General features: G+C 66.3%; 18 protein-coding genes. 16 read left to right on the forward strand and 2 right to left on the reverse strand.

The annotated features are described in order from the left end of the window. The first annotated feature begins 30 nt into the window (after nt 1-30). From QM701_RS20730 to draG, 14 genes are all read left to right on the forward strand, one after another. Nucleotides 31-501, forward strand: coding sequence for a NifX-associated nitrogen fixation protein (locus QM701_RS20730; RefSeq protein ID WP_415168890.1), 471 nt, complete (start codon nt 31-33; stop codon nt 499-501). A 59-nt stretch (nt 502-560) separates the two neighbouring features. Then, entirely contained in the window at nt 561-866 is a 306-nt protein-coding gene (gene fdxB / locus QM701_RS20735; RefSeq protein ID WP_415168891.1) for a ferredoxin III, nif-specific, read from the forward strand. A gap of 77 nt (nt 867-943) precedes the next feature. Next, nucleotides 944-1,861, forward strand: a complete 918-nt coding sequence (nifU, locus tag QM701_RS20740; RefSeq protein ID WP_415168892.1) for a Fe-S cluster assembly protein NifU — start codon at nt 944-946, stop codon at nt 1,859-1,861. Nucleotides 1,862-1,864: 3 nt separating this feature from the next. Then, the gene (nifS, locus tag QM701_RS20745; RefSeq protein WP_415168893.1) at nt 1,865-3,070 is read left to right on the forward strand and encodes a cysteine desulfurase NifS; all 1,206 of its coding nucleotides are present in this window, start codon (nt 1,865-1,867) and stop codon (nt 3,068-3,070) included. A gap of 191 nt (nt 3,071-3,261) precedes the next feature. Beyond that, on the forward strand, nt 3,262-4,446 hold the full coding sequence (nifV, locus tag QM701_RS20750; protein ID WP_415168894.1) for a homocitrate synthase: 1,185 nt from the start codon (nt 3,262-3,264) through the stop codon (nt 4,444-4,446). 13 nt (nt 4,447-4,459) lie between these two features. After that, nucleotides 4,460-4,795 carry a nitrogenase-stabilizing/protective protein NifW gene (gene nifW, locus QM701_RS20755; protein WP_415168895.1) on the forward strand — a complete coding sequence of 112 codons (336 nt, stop codon included), beginning with the start codon at nt 4,460-4,462 and terminating at the stop codon, nt 4,793-4,795. Next, a complete protein-coding gene (locus tag QM701_RS20760; RefSeq protein ID WP_415168896.1) occupies nt 4,792-5,241 on the forward strand; it encodes a nitrogen fixation protein NifZ in 450 nt (149 codons plus the stop codon). Before nifW ends, QM701_RS20760 begins: the two co-directional genes overlap by 4 nt. 4 nt (nt 5,242-5,245) lie before the next feature. Next, a complete protein-coding gene (gene nifM / locus QM701_RS20765; RefSeq protein WP_415168897.1) occupies nt 5,246-6,118 on the forward strand; it encodes a nitrogen fixation protein NifM in 873 nt (290 codons plus the stop codon). 288 nt (nt 6,119-6,406) lie between these two features. After that, nucleotides 6,407-7,570, forward strand: a complete 1,164-nt coding sequence (locus QM701_RS20770; RefSeq protein ID WP_415168898.1) for a GGDEF domain-containing protein — start codon at nt 6,407-6,409, stop codon at nt 7,568-7,570. A 566-nt stretch (nt 7,571-8,136) separates the two neighbouring features. Then, a complete protein-coding gene (gene nifL / locus QM701_RS20775) occupies nt 8,137-9,666 on the forward strand; it encodes a nitrogen fixation negative regulator NifL (protein WP_415168899.1) in 1,530 nt (509 codons plus the stop codon). Beyond that, nucleotides 9,663-11,240: a nif-specific transcriptional activator NifA gene (gene nifA / locus QM701_RS20780; RefSeq protein WP_415168900.1), complete on the forward strand. Its 1,578-nt coding sequence runs from the start codon at nt 9,663-9,665 to the stop codon at nt 11,238-11,240. The genes nifL and nifA overlap by 4 nt, the downstream gene beginning before the upstream one ends. A gap of 188 nt (nt 11,241-11,428) precedes the next feature. Further along, on the forward strand, nt 11,429-12,967 hold the full coding sequence (gene nifB / locus QM701_RS20785; RefSeq protein ID WP_415168901.1) for a nitrogenase cofactor biosynthesis protein NifB: 1,539 nt from the start codon (nt 11,429-11,431) through the stop codon (nt 12,965-12,967). Nucleotides 12,968-12,983: 16 nt separating this feature from the next. Further along, nucleotides 12,984-13,262, forward strand: coding sequence for a 4Fe-4S binding protein (locus QM701_RS20790; protein ID WP_415168902.1), 279 nt, complete (start codon nt 12,984-12,986; stop codon nt 13,260-13,262). Nucleotides 13,263-13,272: 10 nt separating this feature from the next. Beyond that, nucleotides 13,273-14,187, forward strand: coding sequence for an ADP-ribosyl-[dinitrogen reductase] hydrolase (gene draG / locus QM701_RS20795; protein WP_415168903.1), 915 nt, complete (start codon nt 13,273-13,275; stop codon nt 14,185-14,187). A 56-nt stretch (nt 14,188-14,243) separates the two neighbouring features. On the opposite strand, the gene QM701_RS20800 is transcribed toward draG, so the two are convergent. Next, a complete protein-coding gene (locus QM701_RS20800) occupies nt 14,244-15,083 on the reverse strand; it encodes an SIR2 family protein (RefSeq protein WP_415168904.1) in 840 nt (279 codons plus the stop codon). Nucleotides 15,084-15,312: 229 nt separating this feature from the next. Then, nucleotides 15,313-16,209: an NAD(+)--dinitrogen-reductase ADP-D-ribosyltransferase gene (locus QM701_RS20805; protein WP_415168905.1), complete on the reverse strand. Its 897-nt coding sequence runs from the start codon at nt 16,207-16,209 to the stop codon at nt 15,313-15,315. Nucleotides 16,210-16,321: 112 nt separating this feature from the next. Here QM701_RS20805 and nifH point away from each other — a divergent pair, with 112 nt between their 5' ends. Both nifH and nifD read left to right on the forward strand, forming a co-directional pair. Further along, nucleotides 16,322-17,212 (forward strand): nitrogenase iron protein, encoded by an 891-nt coding sequence (nifH, locus tag QM701_RS20810; RefSeq protein WP_415168906.1) that lies wholly within the window; start codon nt 16,322-16,324, stop codon nt 17,210-17,212. An 88-nt stretch (nt 17,213-17,300) separates the two neighbouring features. Further along, a complete protein-coding gene (nifD, locus tag QM701_RS20815; RefSeq protein ID WP_415168907.1) occupies nt 17,301-18,776 on the forward strand; it encodes a nitrogenase molybdenum-iron protein alpha chain in 1,476 nt (491 codons plus the stop codon). The last annotated feature ends 47 nt before the right edge of the window (nt 18,777-18,823 follow it).

Here is an 18,823-nt window from a genome sequence, read left to right on the forward strand (position 1 = left end):
CCCGATCCAAAGTTTCGGAGAGACGACCCCATGAATTCGATCCCCGCCGCCGCGAGCAGCGATGCCATCCTCGAAACCGATTTCATCCGCGAGATGGTGCGCCAGATGCGCGCGCTCGACAGCTACGGCCAGTACGACGGACAACCGGCGGCCCGCCTGCTCGAAACCTTCGTCCTGACCAAGGAGCGCAAGGCCGAGATTCCGGTGATCGGCGACCCGGATGAGATCACGCTGGCCTGCATCAAGGCCTTCTACAACGGCATCGCGGTGATGATCGAAAAGGAATGCGCGCTGATGGCCGTATCGCTGGTGCATCTCTCCCACGAAGGCTTCGGCCGGGTGTTGATCACCGTCGGCAAGCTGGTGGTTCTCGACCGCACGCTGCGCGACGCGCACCGCTTCGGTTTCGAGAGCCTGTCGAAGATGAAGCACGAAGCCGACAAGTACCTGGCCGTGGCCTTGGAAATCATCGGCAAATATCCCGAGGTGGCCGGTCTGTGAGCGAACGGACGGCGCACCCCGCCAAACTATCGGATACCCCTGCCCAAGGAGCAAGCACGATGGAAAACATCACTGGTCTGACACTGAACGGCACGTCCTGGACCCCCGAGTTCGTGAGCGCCATCGACCCCAAGAAATGCATTGGCTGCGGCCGCTGCTACAAGGTCTGCACGCGCGAGGTGCTCGGCCTGATCAACCGGGGCGAGGAAATGGACCCCGACGACGAGGATTACGACGAGGACGACACCGCCTCGGTGATGAGCCTCAAGAACTCCGGCGACTGCATCGGCTGCGGCGCCTGCGGCCGGGTCTGCCCGAAGGGTTGCTACACCTACGGGGCGTCGCCGGTGCGGGCCGCGGCCTGAACGGCGGCCGCCGGCGTTGCGCGCCCCGTGTTTCCCGGGTGAACCGATGAACCAGTCAGGATCGAAGGAGCAGCATCATGTGGGATTACACCGAGAAAGTCCGCGAGCATTTCTTCAACCCGCGCAATGCCGGGCCGTTGGAGGACGCCAATGCGGTGGGGGACGTCGGTTCGATCCAGTGCGGCGACGCGCTGCGCCTGATGCTCAAGGTCGATCCCGGCACGGAACGCATCCTCGACGCGCATTTCCAGACCTTCGGCTGCGGTTCGGCGATCGCCTCGTCGTCGGCGCTCACCGAGATGGTCAAGGGCATGACGCTCGACGAGGCCATGCGGGTTTCCAACCAGCAGATCGCCGACTACCTCGACGGCCTGCCGCCGGAGAAGATGCACTGCTCGGTGATGGGGCGCGAGGCGCTGCACGCGGCCATCGCCAACTATCGCGGCGAGGCGTGGGCCGACGAGCACGAGGAAGGTTCGCTGGTGTGCAAGTGCTTCGCCGTTGACTCCGTGCTGATCGAGGACGTGGTGCGCGCCAACGGCCTGACCACGGTCGAGCAGGTCACGCACTACACCAAAGCCGGCGGCGGCTGCTGCAGTTGCCACGAGGGCATCGAGGAGATCCTGGCCGGGGTCTCGGCCGAGCGCTGCACCGCGCCCATGCCGCCGTCGCTGGCCGAAGCGCCGAAGCCGGCGAGACCCGCCGCCGCCGCGCCGGAGCCTGTCTCCCGCGCGCGCCTGACCAACTTCCAGCGCATGCGCAGGATCGAGGAAACCATCGAGGCCATCCGGCCGATGCTGCAACGCGACCACGGCGACGTCGAGGTCGTCGAGATCGACGGCAAGAGCATCTACGTCAATCTCAAGGGCGCCTGCCAGGGCTGCATGATGGAGCAGGCCACGCTCTCGGGCATCCAGGCGCAGCTCGTCGACGCGCTCGGTGAATTCGTCCAACTGCTGCCCGCCAGCCTGCTGTCCAGGCCGGCGCGGAGGTGAGCCATGCAACCGATCTATCTCGACAACAACGCGACGACTGCCTGCGACCCGGCCGTGGTCGAGGCCATGCTGCCGTACTTCACCGAACAGTTCGGCAACGCCTCGTCGATGCACAGTTTCGGCAACAAGGTGGCGCAAGGACTGAAGGAAGCGCGCGTCGCGGTACAGGCCTTGCTCGGCGCCGAGTTCGATTCTGAAATCATCTTCACCTCCTGCGGCACCGAGTCCGACTCGACGGCCATCCTCTCCGCCCTGCGGGCGCAGCCCGAGCGCAGGCAGATCATCACCACCGCGGTCGAACATCCGGCCATCCTGGCCCTGTGCGAACACCTGGAGAAGGAAGGCGTCGTAGTCCACCGCCTGAAGGTCGATAAGAAAGGACGCCTGGACCTGGACGAATACAAGTCGCTGCTTTCGCCGCGCACGGCCGTCGTCTCGGCGATGTGGGCCAACAACGAGACCGGCACCCTGTTCCCGGTCGAGGAAATGGCCCGCATGGCGCGCGCCGTCGGCGCAATGTTCCACACCGACGCGGTGCAGGCGGTCGGCAAGGTGCCGATCGACCTGAGGAGCAGCACGATCGACATGCTTTCGCTATCCGGCCACAAGCTGCACGCGCCCAAGGGCATCGGCGTGCTCTACCTGCGCCGCAACACACGTTTCCGGCCGCTGCTGCGCGGCGGCCACCAGGAACGCGGCCGCCGCGCCGGCACGGAGAATTCCGCCTCCATCGTCGGCCTCGGCCGTGCCGCCGCACTGGCGCTGGAGCACATGGCCTTCGAGAACAACGAGGTCAGGCGCCTGCGCGACAAGCTGGAAGCCGGCATCCTGGCGCGGGTGCCGCACGCCTTCGTCACCGGCGATCCGGGCAACCGCCTGCCCAACACGGCCAACATCGCCTTCGAATACGTCGAGGGCGAGGCCATCCTGCTGCTGCTCAACAAGCAAGGCATCGCCGCCTCGTCCGGTTCGGCATGCACTTCCGGCTCGCTGGAGCCGTCGCACGTCATGCGGGCCATGGGCATTCCCTACACGGCCGCGCACGGCACCATCCGCTTCTCGCTGTCGCGCTACAACACCGAGGAGGAGATCGACCGCGTGATCGCCGCCGTGCCGCCGATCATTGCCCAGTTGCGCAAGCTCTCGCCGTACTGGTCGGGCGACGGGCCGGCCGACGCGGAAAAAACCTTCGCGCCGGCCTATGCCTGATGCCGGCCCGTTCGGACGGCGCTCCGAGAAACCCGGTTCGCACCGCCCGGGAACAGGAGGATGGGCCGCGCCTGTCGGCTGATTGTCGGAGATACGACAAAGCGCCGACAAAATCGGCGCGGCAGCCCTTGATTACAAAGCTTTCGGGCCTGGGCACCGTTCTTGCATATTGATGGGCGGAGGTGGTGCCCATGTCAGAATCCTCGAAATCTTCCGTCGTGATCAACGACACGACCTTGCGGGACGGCGAGCAGACCGCAGGCGTCGCCTTCCGCGATGCGGAAAAACTGACGATCGCCCGGCAACTGGCCGAGGCCGGTGTGCAGGAGCTGGAGGTCGGCATTCCGGCCATGGGCGAGGCGGAATGCCGCTGCATCGAAGCCATCGCGGCGCTCGGCCTGAAAGCCCGCCTCATGGTGTGGAGCCGGATGCGCCTGGACGACATCGAGGCGTGCTGCCGTCTCGACGTCGATCTGGTCAATATTTCCGTCGCGGCGTCGGACCAGCACCTGCGCCACAAGCTCCGCCGCGACCGCGCCTGGCTGCTGGACAACCTGCCGCGTTATATCGTCCGCGTCCGCGAACGCGGTTTCGACGTGAGCATCGGCGCCGAGGACGCCTCGCGCGCCGATCCGGCCTTTCTCGCCGAGATCGCGGAAACGGCCTGGCGCGCCGGCGCGCGCCGCATCCGCTTCGCCGACACGCTGGGCGTGCTCGATCCCTTCGCGGTGTTCGAGGCGGTGCGGCGCCTGCGCGAAGCGTCGGACCTCGAAATCGAAATGCACGCGCACGACGACCTGGGCCTCGCCACGGCCAACACGCTGGCCGCCGTGCGCGCCGGCGCCACGCATGTGAATACCACGGTCAACGGGCTGGGCGAGCGGGCCGGCAACGCGCCGCTCGAAGAAGTGGCCCTGGGCCTGCGCCGCTGCTACGGCATCGATGCGGGCGTCAACCTTTGCCGCTTGCCGGCGCTCTCCGAGACCGTCGCAGCGGCGTCGGGGCGGCCTGTGGCGTGGCAGAAGAGCGTGGTCGGCGAGGGCGTGTTCACGCACGAATCCGGCCTGCATATCGACGGTCTCGTCAAGCATCCGGACAACTACCAGGGCTTTGATCCCGGGATCGTCGGCCGCGAGCAGCGTTTCGTCGCCGGCAAGCATTCCGGGGCGAAGGGGCTGCAGGCCGTTTACGCCCAATTGGGCGAATCCCTGGCGGACGATGAGATTCCCCGGCTCCTGGCGGACATCCGCGAATTCGTGCTGGCCGTCAAGCGTGCGCCCTCGTCCGGGGAACTGCGCGCGTTTCTCGGTGCCGTGCGCATCCGCAAGAACGCCGCGCGCCGCGCGGCCCCGCATCACGTCCGCGCGCTTTGCTGAAAGGATAAAACCCATGCCTTCCGCCTTTTCCGCCGGTTCTGTCGGCAACGACTTGGAAAGCCGGATGTCCGGGCTGGAGAGCGCCGAAGATTTCCTGGAGTTCTTCGGCGTCGACTTCGACCCGCAGGTGGTGCGTGTCAACCGGCTGCACATCCTGCAGCGTTTTCACGACTACCTGCAGCGCGCCGACGCCACCGACCATGCCGCCCTGCGCGCCTGCCTGGCGCGCGCCTACGGGGATTTCGTGCGCTCCGACGCGCTCACCGAACGCGTCTTCCGTGTACACCAGCGCGCCGCGGGCATCGCCACGGTGCCGCTCTCTGCCATCGGCAGGAGGCGCGCGCCATGAGTTTTCTGTGGGACGTAGGCGACGCGGTGCGCGTGACCTCCAACGTGCGCGACGACGGCACCTTCCCAGGCGCGGCACGCGGCGAACTGCTGATCCGGCGGGGCAGCGTCGGCACGGTGGTTGACGTCGGCACCTTCCTGCAGACGCAGGCCATCTACAGCGTGCACTTCCTCGATGTGGATCGCATCGTCGGCTGCCGTGAGGAGGAGTTGATCGGCGCCGACGAGCCCTGGATGCCGAGCGTTTTCGAGAGCCGCGAGCGGGTGCGCGCGGACAAGATTCTGGCGGCCGGCAACGGCGGCCTGCATGTTCCCAAGGGCAGCCCCGGCGAAATCCTGCGCGTGCTGCGCCATGCCGCCGGCGTCGTCTATCACGTCCATTTCGAATGCGCGCCGGGACGCACGCTGGCGGTGCCCGAATCGGCGCTCGTCGCGTGCGGGGAGTGACGGCATGACCGATCCCGCCGCGGATGTCCGCCTCGACACCGCTTCGGACGTCTGCCCCTATCTCGCCCTCAAGCTCGCGCAGGCCATGTTCGGGAAGGGCACGGACCGTCTCGAACCGGCCGAACGGCAGCGCGTGGAAAAGGCCGCCGCGCGCCAGTTCGCCATCGAGCGGCGCATTCTCGCCTCGCCCGAGGCGGTATGCGTCACGGTGCCGGACGCCTCGATCCGCGACGCCTTCAAGGTGGTGCGCTCGCGCTACGAATCCGACGACGCTTTCGAGACCGCGCTCGCACGCGCCGGCCTGGACCGCGACGGCCTGGCGGCAGGCCTGGCGCGCGGCCTGCGGGTGGACGCCGTGCTCGACCGCGTGAGCCGCGCCGTCGCCGTGAGCGACGCCGAGATCGAGACCTTCCATTGCCTGCGCCGCGAACGCTTCGCCCGGCCCGAGCGCCGCGCGCTCCGACACATTCTGGTGACCGTCAACGATGCCTTGCGGAGCAACGGCCGGGAGGCCGCGCGGCGGACGATCGATGCAATCCTCCGGCAACTGCGCGCATCGCCGGAACGCTTCGAAGCGCTGGCCCTGAGGCATTCCGAGTGCGCCACCGCCCTCGACGGCGGCAGGCTCGGCACGGTAGGGCGCGGCCAGCTCTATCCCGAGCTGGAGCGCGAGGCGTTCGCCCTGGAACCGGGCGGGATTTCCCAAGTCATCGAATCGCCCATGGGCTTCCACATCCTCCAGTGCGTCGCCGTCCAGCCGGCCGGCGAATTGACGCTGGAGCAGGCGCGCGGCAGGATTCGCAGCCACCTTGCCGAATCGAAGCGCAAAGCCGTTCAGCGGGAATGGATCGCCTCGCTGTTCGGCAAGGCAGCGTAAATTTCCTGGGTTTTTCTGATGGCCGCCGGAGAAAACAGCGCCTTTTTTTCAGTCGACTCTCGAATTAACGGCACTAGAACAGTACTGAACGAGATGCTTGACCGGTTCTCTGTCATTGGGCAGCATTCGGCCAGCTGCTGCCGCTGAGTTCTTCTTTCAAGCGGCCATCCGAACGGCAACTCCAATCTGAAAACCCGACTGATGGCCTGCCACGGACCCTTAGCCTTCCGGATGCCTGGCCGGGCGGAAGGGATATAAACTGCCGTCTTTCTCCCGTTTGAGCTGACAATGCCCGCTGTCCTCGATATCAGAACTTTGGTGTTGATCTATGTAGGTATCAATATCGGACAGGCGGTCGTTCTGGTCTACCTGTGGAGCGTGCAGCGCAACTACCCGCCGGCGAAAGACTGGGCTCTCGGGTCCTTAATGTTTGCTATCGGCTTGTTCTTATTCGCTCTACGCAATCTGGTGCCAGCGGTGCTGAGCGAAGTCGTTTCGAATCTCTTCCTGCTGCCGGGATTGATGCTGTTCAATTTTGGGATTGCGAGGGCGACTGGCCGAGAGCCGCCATTTATGTCAGGGGTGGCATTGTGTGTGGTCGCCAACGCAATCCTGGCCTGGTTTGTCTTGGTGGCCCCGAATTATCCGGCCGCAGTCTTCACCCAGAACGTGGTGTTCCTGGCGTTTGACATATATACCGCCTACGCCTGTTTGACGGCGAGAACAGCGGAAGGCAACCACACGTTTCGCCTGATTGGGGTTTTGTTCGTCTTGCTGGTAATCGTCTGCTCCTGGCGCGTGGCGGGAGGCGTTTTTGGTTTGACTTTCTCCTTCTCTCCGACGCTACCGCGCTTGTTCTGGATCGCAACGTCGCTCATCAGCTTCCCGATGATCACCGTTTTACTGACCTTGCATACATCGCAAAGGCTCCAGGAGGAAATCCTTGCTCAAGCACGCCATGACACATTGACCGATGCCTACAATCGCCGTGCCTTTACCGAGTTTGCCGACAAGGAATGGTCCCGCAGCATGCGTCATGGTTCTCCATTCTCAATTCTTTCGGTCGATATCGATCACTTCAAGCTCTTCAATGATCAGCACGGCCACCAGACCGGTGACAAAGCGTTGGTTGAAGTCTCGAAGTCTGCCCAGGCAGCGTTGCGAGCGAACGACATCTGGTGCCGTTATGGGGGTGAAGAATTCATTGCCTTGCTTCCTGACACCACGATGGATCGCGCGCTGGCCGTTGCGGAACGGTTGCGCTTGTCGGTGGAACGCACCACGATTTCTTCGCCGCGCGGAGCCCTGAATGTGTCAGTGAGCATCGGTGTCGCGGAACGCTCATCGCATCATGCCGACCTGTCCGCGGTTCTGGCAATCTCCGATGCCGCGCTTTACAAGGCAAAGGCAGCCGGGCGCAATAGAGTCGTCGCGGCCGGCCGCGAGGAGTAAGCTTCGGGCCGCGGCGCACTGAGCCTGCGGTGCCATTCGCGATGTGCCATGAGGTTCCGCGGAATTTGAAGTGATTGCAGATGGCAAGTGATCCTCTGACCCGCGGGGTGCAAGTCGCTGCAAGAGTCGAATCCACGGGCTTGATGGCCGTTCGATGGTCGATCATCCCGGCCGACTCCGAATAAGCGCGCTTGACGACCCAGCTCATCGCCAGCACGCCGCCGTAGTCCGGGATCACCTGGGTTTCGAGAAAGGCGAAGCGCGGACCGAGCGGCAGGCTGGCCTGGGCGGACAGCGTGCCCGCGCCGATCAGTTCGCGCACCAGGCCGATGGCGGTCAACGACCGTGCTACGTGCTCGAGAGCCCGTTCCGGAATCGTGCGATGCCCGGAAAATCCGCACCGTAACGGGGTGGCCGCCTGCCGGGCGCATGCCCCTCCGGGATGTGTCGCAATTCCTACAACGTGCGGGAAACGCGACAGATACGACGGTCGCGGCGGAGCGCAGAATTTGTCCGCAAGGGTGGTACGGAAATTGCGCCGGGTTCCCGCATGATGGAGAACAGACGTGGCAGACCAGGATAAATCCGCAAAGCCGTTCGCTCCGGCCATCGTGCCGGCGGTATTCCAGCAGGCGGTCGAGCAGGCGGACATCGCCATTTCGATCACCGACGCCGCGGCCGTCATCCTGTACGTCAATCCCGCTTTCACGCGGGTCACCGGCTACGCGCCGGAAGAAGTGATCGGTGCCAACCACGCGCTGCTTTCGAACAAGTCCACGCCGGAATCGATCTACCAGGCCATGTGGGCGGCGATCACCGCCGGGCAGCCCTGGAGCGGGCGGCTGGTCAATCGCCGCAAGGACGGCAGCAAATATCTGGCCGATCTCCTGGTCCAGCCGGTCATCGACGCCTCGGGCGCCGTCACCAACTACCTCGGCATCCAGCGCGACGTCACCGATCTGCACCGCCTCGAATGCGAAGTCGGCGAGCAGAAGGCGCTGATCGAGTCGGTCGTCGATTCGGCGCCGGTGGTCCTGGCGCTGCTCGACCGGGATTTCCGCGTGGTGCTCGACAACCACGAATACAAGAAGCTGGTCAGCGACCTGCGCGCCGTGGAGCCGGCGACGGTCATCCTCGACGCCGTGCGCGCCAGCCTGGGGACGTTGCCCGGCACGCCGCAGGTCGGCCGCCATGCGTTCCACGACCATGAGATCCGCTTCGACTCGCGCAACGGAACGCGCTGGTATTCCTGTTCCGGTCTCTGGGTACGACGCAAGGACGGGACGGTCGAGAGCTTCTTCGACCGGCGGGACGATCTGTTCCTGCTGCTGGTCGCCAAGGAGACGACGCGCCAGCGCGCGGAGCAGGAGAAGACCCGCCTGGCCATGCTGCAGGCGATGATGGCCGAGGAGGCGCGCATCGACAGCCTGCGCGAGACGCTCTCGGCCGCCGTGTTCAAGATCGAGGGGCCGGTCAACATCATGGCCTCGGTGCTGTCCACGCTGGAACGGCGCGGCGGCTCGCCGGCGGGAGCGGCCCTGGCGGGGGCGCTCCGCGCCGGACGCGACGCGATCGACAGCCTGCGCGGCGCGATCCCCGGGCATTCGCCGGAATCGCGCACGGCGGTAAACATCAACGAAGTCATGCGCGACGTGCTCGATCTGACCACGACGCGCATGCTCGCCGCGGGCATCACCGTGCATTGGCGGCCGCAATCGGTGCTGCCCTCGCTCAACGCCTATCCCAGCCGCGTGCGCACGATGTTCAAGGCTATCGTTGACAACGCCATCGAGGCCATGAACGCCAAGGGCTGGAAGGCGCGCGAACTCTCCGTCGTCACGCGCGGCCATGCCGACCGCGTGGAGGTGATCATCGAGGACAGCGGCCCCGGCATTCCGCCGGACCTGCGCTACAAGGTGTTCGAGCCCTTCTTTTCCACGCGCATGGGCGGCGGCGGGCACCTGGGCACCGGCTTGTCGTCGGCGCAGCAGGTGGCCGCCGACCACGACGGGACGATCGAGATCGATTCGACGGAGCGCCGGGGCTGCTGCGTGCGCGTGGTCCTGCCGGTGCCGCGCCGGGGAATGGCGGCATGAGCATCACCCCGCCCGGGCTCACCACGCTGCGCCGCGTCGAACTGGAGACGCTGTACCGCGTCGGCGAAATCCTGTCGCGCTCGCTCGATTTCCGCCATACGTCGCGCGAAATCCTGCGCCAGCTCGACGAACAGGCGGGCATGAGCCGCGGCATGGTCAGCGTGCTCGATGCGGCGAGCGGCGATCTCGTGGTCAACGCCATCAACGGCAGCGACGACGACGGCCGCGAGCGCGTGCGCTATCAGCCCGGCGAGGGGCTGCTCGGGCTGATCCTGGAGGAAAAGCGCACGCTGGCCCTGCCGCGCCTGGGCGACGAGCCGCGCTTCCTCGACCGCCTGGGGCTGTTCGACCGCCGCCTGCCCTTCGTCGCCGCGCCGATCAACCAGGGCGGCGACCTGCAGGGGGTGCTGGCCGTACAGCCGAACACGCCGGACGACGGCCTGCTCGACGAGCGCACGCGCTTCGTCGAGATGGTCGCCAGCCTGGTCGGCCAGAGCATCCGCCTCTCGCTCGGCGTCGAGCAGGAGCGCCGGCAACTGGCCGACGAGCGCGACAGCCTGCGCCGCACGGTGCGCCACCAGTACGGCTTCGACAACATCGTCGGGCGCTCGGCGCCGATGCGCCGGGTGTTCGACCAGGTGCGCATGGTCTCGAAGTGGAACACCACCGTGCTGCTGCGCGGGGAAACCGGCACCGGCAAGGAACTGATCGCCAACGCCATCCACTACCACTCGCCGCGCTCGAACGGCGCCTACGTGCGCCTCAACTGCGCCTCGCTGCCGGAAAACCTGCTCGAATCGGAACTGTTCGGACACGAGAAGGGTGCCTTCACCGGCGCCGTGGCGGCGCGGCGCGGACGCTTCGAATCGGCCGACGGCGGCACCATCTTCCTCGACGAGATCGGCGAGATCTCGCCGGCCTTCCAGGCCAAGCTGCTGCGCGTGCTGCAGGAAGGCGAGTTCGAGCGCGTCGGCGGCACGCGCACGATCAAGGTCAACGTGCGGGTGATCGCCGCCACGCACCGCGACCTGGAGGCGGCGGTCGACGCCGGCGAGTTCCGCGAGGACCTGTACTACCGTCTCAACGTGATGCCCATCGTCCTGCCGGCGCTGCGCGACCGCATGGAGGACATCCCGGACCTGGCGCGCTTCCTGGCCGGCCGCGTCGGCGAACTGCAGGGGCGGCGGCTGTCGCTGACCGACGGCGCGCTCCGCCGCCTGTCCCAATATTCGTGGCCGGGCAACGTGCGCGAGCTGGAGAACTGCCTGGAACGGGCCTCGGTGATGTCGGAATCAGGTGCGATCGACGCGGAGCTCATTCACCTCGACCGTTCGCGCGAAATGAGCGGCGGAATCCAGCCGCTTGTGGCGAGTTCCGTCATCGATGCCGTGGCGCCGGAGGTGGCGGCGGCAACCACCCCGGCCGACGACGACCCGGACGAACGCGCCCGCGTCATCGCCGCCCTCGAACGGGCCGGCTGGGTGCAGGCCCGCGCGGCGCGCCTTCTCGGCATGACGCCGCGGCAGATCGCCTACCGCATCCTGACGCTGAACATCGAAGTGAAAAAGATCTAGCGTCAACAGGCCCGGGTGCACGCGAAAGCTGTCGTCTTTGGCACAGAGGCGATCCGGAGGTTGTTCCGTTTGCGACATGTTCGCCGTTGCCCGAAAAAAAATTCCTGCGAAACAGGGTGTTGAGCTTAATGGCTGAGATGGCACAGGCATTGCTACTCACCGTTCGAGCAGACAACGCGGAGAACGTCGTGGATAGGCCTGTTTTCGCAAGCGCGTCCGTTTCGCCGGGCGGTTGCAGCAAGGGCTCGTGCGGGGCGGGGGCGGCGCAACCGGACGACTGGCCGGACGAGGTGCGGGCCAAGGTCCAGGACCATCCGTGCTTCTCGGAAGACGCGCACCATTACTTCGCGCGCATGCATGCGGCGGTGGCGCCGGCGTGCAACATCCAGTGCAACTACTGCAACCGCAAGTACGACTGCGCCAACGAGTCGCGTCCCGGCGTGGTGTCGGAGGTGCTCACGCCCGAGCAGGCGGTGAACAAGACCCTCGCCGTGGCGGCGGCGATTCCACAGATGGCGGTACTCGGCATCGCCGGTCCCGGCGACCCCCTGGCCAACCCCGAACGCACCTTCGCCACCTTCCGCCTGCTGGCCGAAAAAGCGCCGGACATCAAGCTGTGCGTGTCGACCAACGGCCTCGCCTTGCCGGAATGCGTCGACGAACTCGCGCGGCACAACATCGAGCACGTGACGATCACCATCAACTGCGTCGATGCGGATGTCGGCGCCAAGATCTATCCCTGGATCTTTTGGAAGAACCGGCGCGTACGCGGGCGTGCGGCCGCGGCGATCCTCATCGGACAGCAGCAGAAGGGACTGGAAATGCTGGTGGCGCGCGGCATCCTGGTGAAGATCAATTCGGTGCTGATTCCGGGCGTCAACGACCAGCACCTCAAGGAGGTGTCGCGCGTGGTCAAGGCCAAGGGCGCGTTCCTGCACAACGTCATGCCGCTGATCGCCGAGCCCGGCCACGGCACCTTCTTCGGGCTGATGGGGCAGCGCAGCCCGTCGCCGGAGGAATTGCAGCGCCTGCAGGACGCCTGCGCAGGCGACATGGTGATGATGCGCCATTGCCGCCAGTGCCGCGCCGACGCGGTGGGCCTGCTCGGAGAGGACCGCGGCGCGGAGTTCACGCTGGAGAGATTGGACGCGCTGGAGGCGTCGGCGGGCGAGGGCGGCGGCATCGACCACGCGGCGGCGCTGGCGCGCCGGCAGGCGTTCCGCGCGCAGGCCGTCGCCGAACTGGAAGCCCGGCGCGCGGCCCGGCGGGCGGAGGCGCAGGGCGCGCCGCAGGTGCTGGCCTTCCACCGCCCGGCGCGCAAGCCGCGCGGCCGGCCGGTGCTGATGGCCGTGGCGACCAAGGGCGCCGGCGTGGTCAACGAGCATTTCGGCCATGCCCGCGAGTTCCTGGTTTACGAGGCGAGCGAAGCCGGCGTGCGCTTCATCGGCCACCGCAGGACGGACAAGTATTGCGTCGGCGGCGAGCACTGCGGCGACGGCGAGTCGCGGCTCGACCGCGTCATCCGCGCGCTGGCGGGCTGCGAGGCGGTGCTTTGCGCGCGCATCGGCTTCGAGCCCTGGGGCCGTCTGGAAGCGGCCGGCATCGCGCCGAACGCCGAGCACGCCATGGAACCGATCGAAGCGGCGGTGATGGCGGTGTGGCGCGGCATGCTCGACGCCGGAGCGCTCGCCGCCGGGCCGCTCGGCGCGGCCGGCAGGCGCGCGTGAGCACGCGAGAACGGCCATGGCCCTGAACATCGGCGAGAGCTGCATCAACTGCGAGGCCTGCGCGCCGCTGTGTCCGCACGCGGCGATCCGCGCGGCGCGCCCGCATTTCCTGATCGACGCGCGCCGCTGCGGCGAATGCCTCGGCGATTACGACGAGCCGCAATGCGCGGCGATCTGCCCGATCGAAGGGGCCATCTCCGACGCCTTCGGCAATGCGCTCAATCCGCCCGGCTCGCTGACCGGCATCCCGCCAGAACGCTGGGCGGCCGCGCGGGCCGAGATTTCGGCGCGCTAGGGCGGGGGGTATGAGGGCATCCCGACCGGATAGCGCCGCCGGCCGGGCGGAGGCCGCCTATCTCGGCCTGGCGCTGGGCGACGCGCTCGGCGCCACGGTCGAGTTCATGACGCCGCGCGAGATCGCGCACACGTATGGCGTGCTGCGCGACATTCGCGGCGGGGGGTGGCTCAACCTCAAACCGGGGCAAGTCACCGACGATACGACGATGGCCCTGGCGCTCGGCCGGGCGATCCTCGACGACGGTGGCGAGGTGCGCGCGCTGTCGTGCGCGCGCGCGTTCGACGCCTGGATGCGCGGCAAGCCGGTGGACATCGGCAATACCGTGCGGCGCAACCTGATCGCCTTCCGGCGCACGGGAAACCCCGAGGCGCCGCCTTCCGAATACGACGCCGGCAACGGCGCCGCGATGCGCGTGTTGCCGGTGGCGCTGGCCTCGCTGTCCTGGGACGACGCGGCGGTACGGGCGGCGGTGCGCGCGCAGTCGCACGTCACGCACAACAATCCGGTCTCCGACGCGGCTTGCGAGCTGATCGTGCTGTGCGTGCGCGATTTCCTGCGCGGCGAGCCCCTGCGTCAGGTGTACCGCCGGCACATCGGCCCGGCGCTCGGCCGCCATCCGCAGTTCGCCTACCGCGGCAGGCGCCGCGAGAATCCGAGCGGCTGGATCGTCGACACCATGCAGGCCGCGCTGCAGGCACTGATGGATGCCGACGGCTTCGAGCACTGCCTGGTAGACGTGGTCAATCGCGGCGGCGACGCCGACACCACCGGCGCCATCGCCGGCATGCTCGCCGGCGCGCTGTACGGGATCGAAGCGATTCCGGCGCGCTGGCTGAAGGCGCTCGATCCGGCCGTCAGCCGGGCGTGCCGCGCGCAGGCGGCCGCGTTGACGGGGGGCATTCCCACGTCTTCCGGGCGTTGAATAACCGCCGTTCTGGGTCCCAGCGAAAGCCGGGACCCAGGAGCGAACCGGGAGCATTACCCGGCTCCGCCCAGCAGCGCCTGCCAGTCTTCCTCGATCAGCTCGATCCCTGCCCGTTCCAGAAAGCGCCGTTCCTTGGCCGTGGTCTCGGCGATCATCGCCCAGCCGGCCGGTTCCGGCGCCGCGCCGTGGATCAGGTCGGAGAGCACCATGCGTTCGGTGTCGCGGTCGAGGCGCAGGCCGAGCAGGAGATAGCGCTTCCCCGCCCGCCGCGCCTTGACGAAGGCGGGGACGGCAAAACCGCCCATCAGCTCGGTGATGTAATCGACATAATCAGCATCGGAGGCGATGTAACTGTCCTTCGGTTTCGGGCTGCCCATCGGCTTGAAGAGTATCGGCTGCGCCGTGTCGATCTCTTCCGGGGTGGCGGGCGCGTAGGCGGCACCGTCGTGGCGATGGAGCCGGAAGCGGTAGGCGCTGCCGCCGAGGCGGGCGCAGCCGAGAATCAGCGTGTGGGGGATGCCGGCGTAGCTGTCGAGCAACTGGGTGTCGCGGTTGATGTCGATGACGTAGGGCGGCCGGACGCCTTTCAGCCAATCGTGCAGCACCGAGCGCGTCCATCGGGTCGCGCCGTAGGTGGTGTTCAGGAAGCGCGTCACCGCCGAACGTCCGCGCTTGAGCTCGACGTTCATCGCGGCGCGCGGGAATTCGTACATCAGCCGTGGCGCCATGGGCCGGCCGCCGTTCATGGCCAGGATCAACTGCTCGCTGGTCGCCGGCATCGGTGCGCCGGTCTTCGTGTCAACGACGTCGGCCAGCGCGCCGGGGCCGAGGTAGGGGACGATGCCGCCGTCGTGCAGGCCGGCCAGAAGCGAGTCGCGTAGCGCGTTGTCCATGCGGGTTCCTTGAGTGATCCGTGAGGAGGACCACGCAAGAAATGTACGCAAAAATACACCGGCCGATGGGCGTACTGACGGCCGGCACTGGATTCCGGCTTTCGCCGGAATGACGAAGAGGGATCGACGGAGGGATTTCAGTCGTCCCAGCGAACGCCGGGACCCGGGGAGCGAACCGCGAGCCTCCATTACGGAGAGCAAACCGCTCCCTGTCGCATTTGCGACAAACTCACACCGTGTCGATGGCCACGTCGTAAACTCCGCCGATCACCAGGCACTCCTCTTCGCCCTTGAGAATGCCCGGAACGAGGTCGTGGCCGAAGAAGATCTTCTCGACGGGGACGCGGGTCAACAGGATGTAATCGCCGAATTCGCCTGCGCGGTCGCGCGACGCGGTGAAGGAAACCAGGTTGTTGAACAGCACGACCTGCCGGCGCCCGCTGCGGTTCAGTACTTCGTGCTCGTTGATGCGGTTGATGCCGCGGAATAGTTCGACACGCTGCCCGGAACGGCCGCCGCGCCGGAACTCGTATTGGCTGTAGGCATAGAGCAGGTCGAGCTGCCCCTCCAGGGCGTTGGTGCCGTACAGTCCCGCCGAGCGCATCTCCTGGTAGCGCAGGTAGGCCGCGCCGGAGAAGTCGCGCAGGGCCTCGCCGTGGAAGCGGGCGAGCAGGCCGAAGCGTGACTCCACCCAGCCCTTGAGCACGGCGCCTTCGCGACCGTCCGAATCGAAGCTCCAGCCGCGCAGCAGGCGCATCCAGTTGGCCTTGGCGCGCCCGTTCGAGCACGGCGTCAGGCCGGCCTTTTCCAGTTCCTCCAGGCAGAAGTGCACCGTCATGTAATCGCGGAAGGACTCGGCACGCTCCGCGCGGCCGTCGATGGCGTCGAGGCGCCGGAACAGGTCGGCGTGGAACTCGGCGACGCTGTCCAGGTGCAGCGGCGCTGGATGGTGCTGGAAGGTCAGGCTGCCGAGTATGACGGGCGGGACGTTGCAGCGGTTGATCGGCAGGCGCGCGTAGCGCGGCAGGGTGGCGTGGTCGTTGTCGGCACTGCGACAAGGACTGGCCCGATTGTCGGCTTCCGCCGTTTGCGGCGAGTCTTCGAATGTCTGTATTTTAGTTTTCATTTCAATTGGTTATCGCGTTTTTTCGGCGATGGCACGGTCTTTGCGGAAACCCCGGCGGGATCGAGGGATTTTCCTAATGCCCGAGAGAAGCACAGACACAGGAGATTGCACCATGGCTAAACTGCGTCAAGCCGCCATTTATGGCAAAGGTGGCATCGGCAAGTCAACCACCACCCAGAATCTGGTCGCCGCGCTGGCGGAGGCCGGCAAGAAAGTAATGATCGTCGGCTGCGACCCGAAAGCCGACTCGACCCGCCTGATCCTGCACAGCAAGGCCCAGACGACCGTCATGCACCTGGCGGCGGAAGCCGGTTCGGTCGAGGATCTGGAACTCGAGGACGTGCTGGCCGTCGGCTACGGCGGCGTGAAATGCGTCGAATCCGGCGGTCCGGAACCGGGTGTCGGCTGCGCCGGCCGCGGGGTCATCACCGCGATCAACTTCCTGGAGGAAGAGGGCGCTTACGACGAGGACCTCGACTTCGTGTTCTACGATGTTCTCGGCGATGTGGTGTGCGGCGGTTTCGCCATGCCGATCCGCGAGAACAAGGCGCAGGAAATCTACATCGTCTGTTCCGGCGAGATGATGGCCATGTACGCGGCCAACAACATCGCCAAGGGCATCGTGAAGTATGCCAACTCCGGCAGCGTGCGCCTGGCGGGCCTGATCTGCAACAGCCGCAAGACGGACCGCGAGGATGAGCTGATCGTGGCGCTGGCGGCCAAGCTGGGTACGCAGATGATCCACTTCGTGCCGCGCGACAACGTGGTCCAGCACGCCGAGATCCGCCGCATGACGGTCATCGAGTACGACCCGAAGGCCAATCAGGCCGACGAGTACCGCGCGCTGGCGCGCAAGGTGATCGACAACAAGATGTTCGTCATTCCGACGCCGCTCGAGATGGAAGAGCTCGAAGACCTGCTGATGGAGTTCGGCATCATGGATCCGGAAGACACCAGCATCATCGGCAAGACGGCGGCGGAACTGGCTGCCGAGGCGGCTTGAGCGACGGGAAACCGTCTCGTTGGCAACTGGATTGTTCTGTAACGGCGCCGTGTCGGACTGAAGACCGTCGCCCGGAGAGGAGAAGCACATGGGTTTGCTCAATCGCGAGGAGGCCGAGGCCCTCATTCAGGAGGTGCTCGAGGTTTATCCCGAGAAGGCCAAGAAGGATCGGGCTAAGCACTTGATGGTGAACAACAAGGAGATCACGCAATCGAAGAAGTGCATCACTTCGAACCGCAAGTCGGTCCCGGGTGTGATGACGCAGCGCGGCTGCGCCTATGCCGGCGCCAAGGGCGTGGTCTGGGGGCCGTTCAAGGACATCATCGACATTTCGCACGGCCCGATCGGCTGCGGCCAGTATTCGCGCGCCGGACGCCGCAACTATTACGCGGGCATCGCCGGCGTCGACGCCTACTGCGACATGATGTTCTCGTCGGACTTCCAGGAAAAGGACGTGGTGTTCGGCGGCGACAAGAAGCTGGCCAAGCTGATCGACGAGGTCGAATCCCTCTTCCCGCTCTCCAAGGCCATTTCCGTGCAGTCCGAATGTCCGATCGGCCTGATCGGCGACGACATCGAGGCGGTCGCCAAGAAGAAGTCGGCGGAACTCGGCAAGACCATCGTGCCGGTGCGCTGCGAAGGCTTTCGCGGCGTGTCGCAGTCGCTCGGGCACCACATCTCCAACGACGCGATCCGCGACTGGGTGATCTCCGCGCGCGACGGCAGGCTCGAACCGGGCAGCCCCTATGACGTGGCGATCCTCGGCGACTACAACATCGGCGGCGACGCCTGGGCGTCGCGCATCCTGCTCGAAGAGATGGGCCTCAACGTCGTGGCGCAGTGGTCCGGCGACGGCACCATCGCCGAGATCGAGAACACGCCGAAGGTCAAGCTCAACCTGCTGCACTGCTACCGGTCGATGAACTACATCGCGCGGCACATGGAAGAGAAGTACGGCATTCCCTGGCTGGAATACAACTTTTTCGGCCCGACCCGCATCGCCGAGAGCCTGCGCGAGATCGCCTCGCACTTCGACGACACGATCAAGGAAGGCGCCGAGCGCGTCATCGCCAAGTATCAGCCGGCCATGGACGCGATCGTCGCCAAGTTCAAACCGCGCCTGCAAGGCAAGCGGGTGATGCTCTACGTCGGCGGCCTGCGCCCGCGCCACACCGTCGGCGCCTACGAGGACCTGGGCATGGAGGTGATCGGCGCCGGCTACGAGTTCGCGCACAACGACGACTACGACCGCACGATGCACGACCTGAAAGATGCGACCCTGATCTACGACGACGCCACCGGTTACGAGCTCGAGGAATTCGTGCGCCAGTTGAAGCCCGACCTGGTCGGTTCCGGCATCAAGGAAAAGTACACCTTCCACAAGATGGGCGTGCCGTTCCGCCAGATGCACTCCTGGGACTATTCCGGCCCGTACCACGGCTACGACGGCTTCGCCGTGTTCGCCCGCGACATGGACATGGCGGTGAACAATCCCTGCTGGACGATGTTCACCCCGCCGTGGGAAAAGCCGGCCGAAACGGTGGAAGAAGCCAAGGCGGCGTAAGCCATCGGCCGCGGAGTCGCAGAAACGGGCGTTCTCCGTGGCCTCGG

Source organism: Propionivibrio sp. (genome assembly GCF_047602565.1).
In the GTDB taxonomy this organism is placed as follows: Bacteria; Pseudomonadota; Gammaproteobacteria; order Burkholderiales; family Rhodocyclaceae; genus Propionivibrio.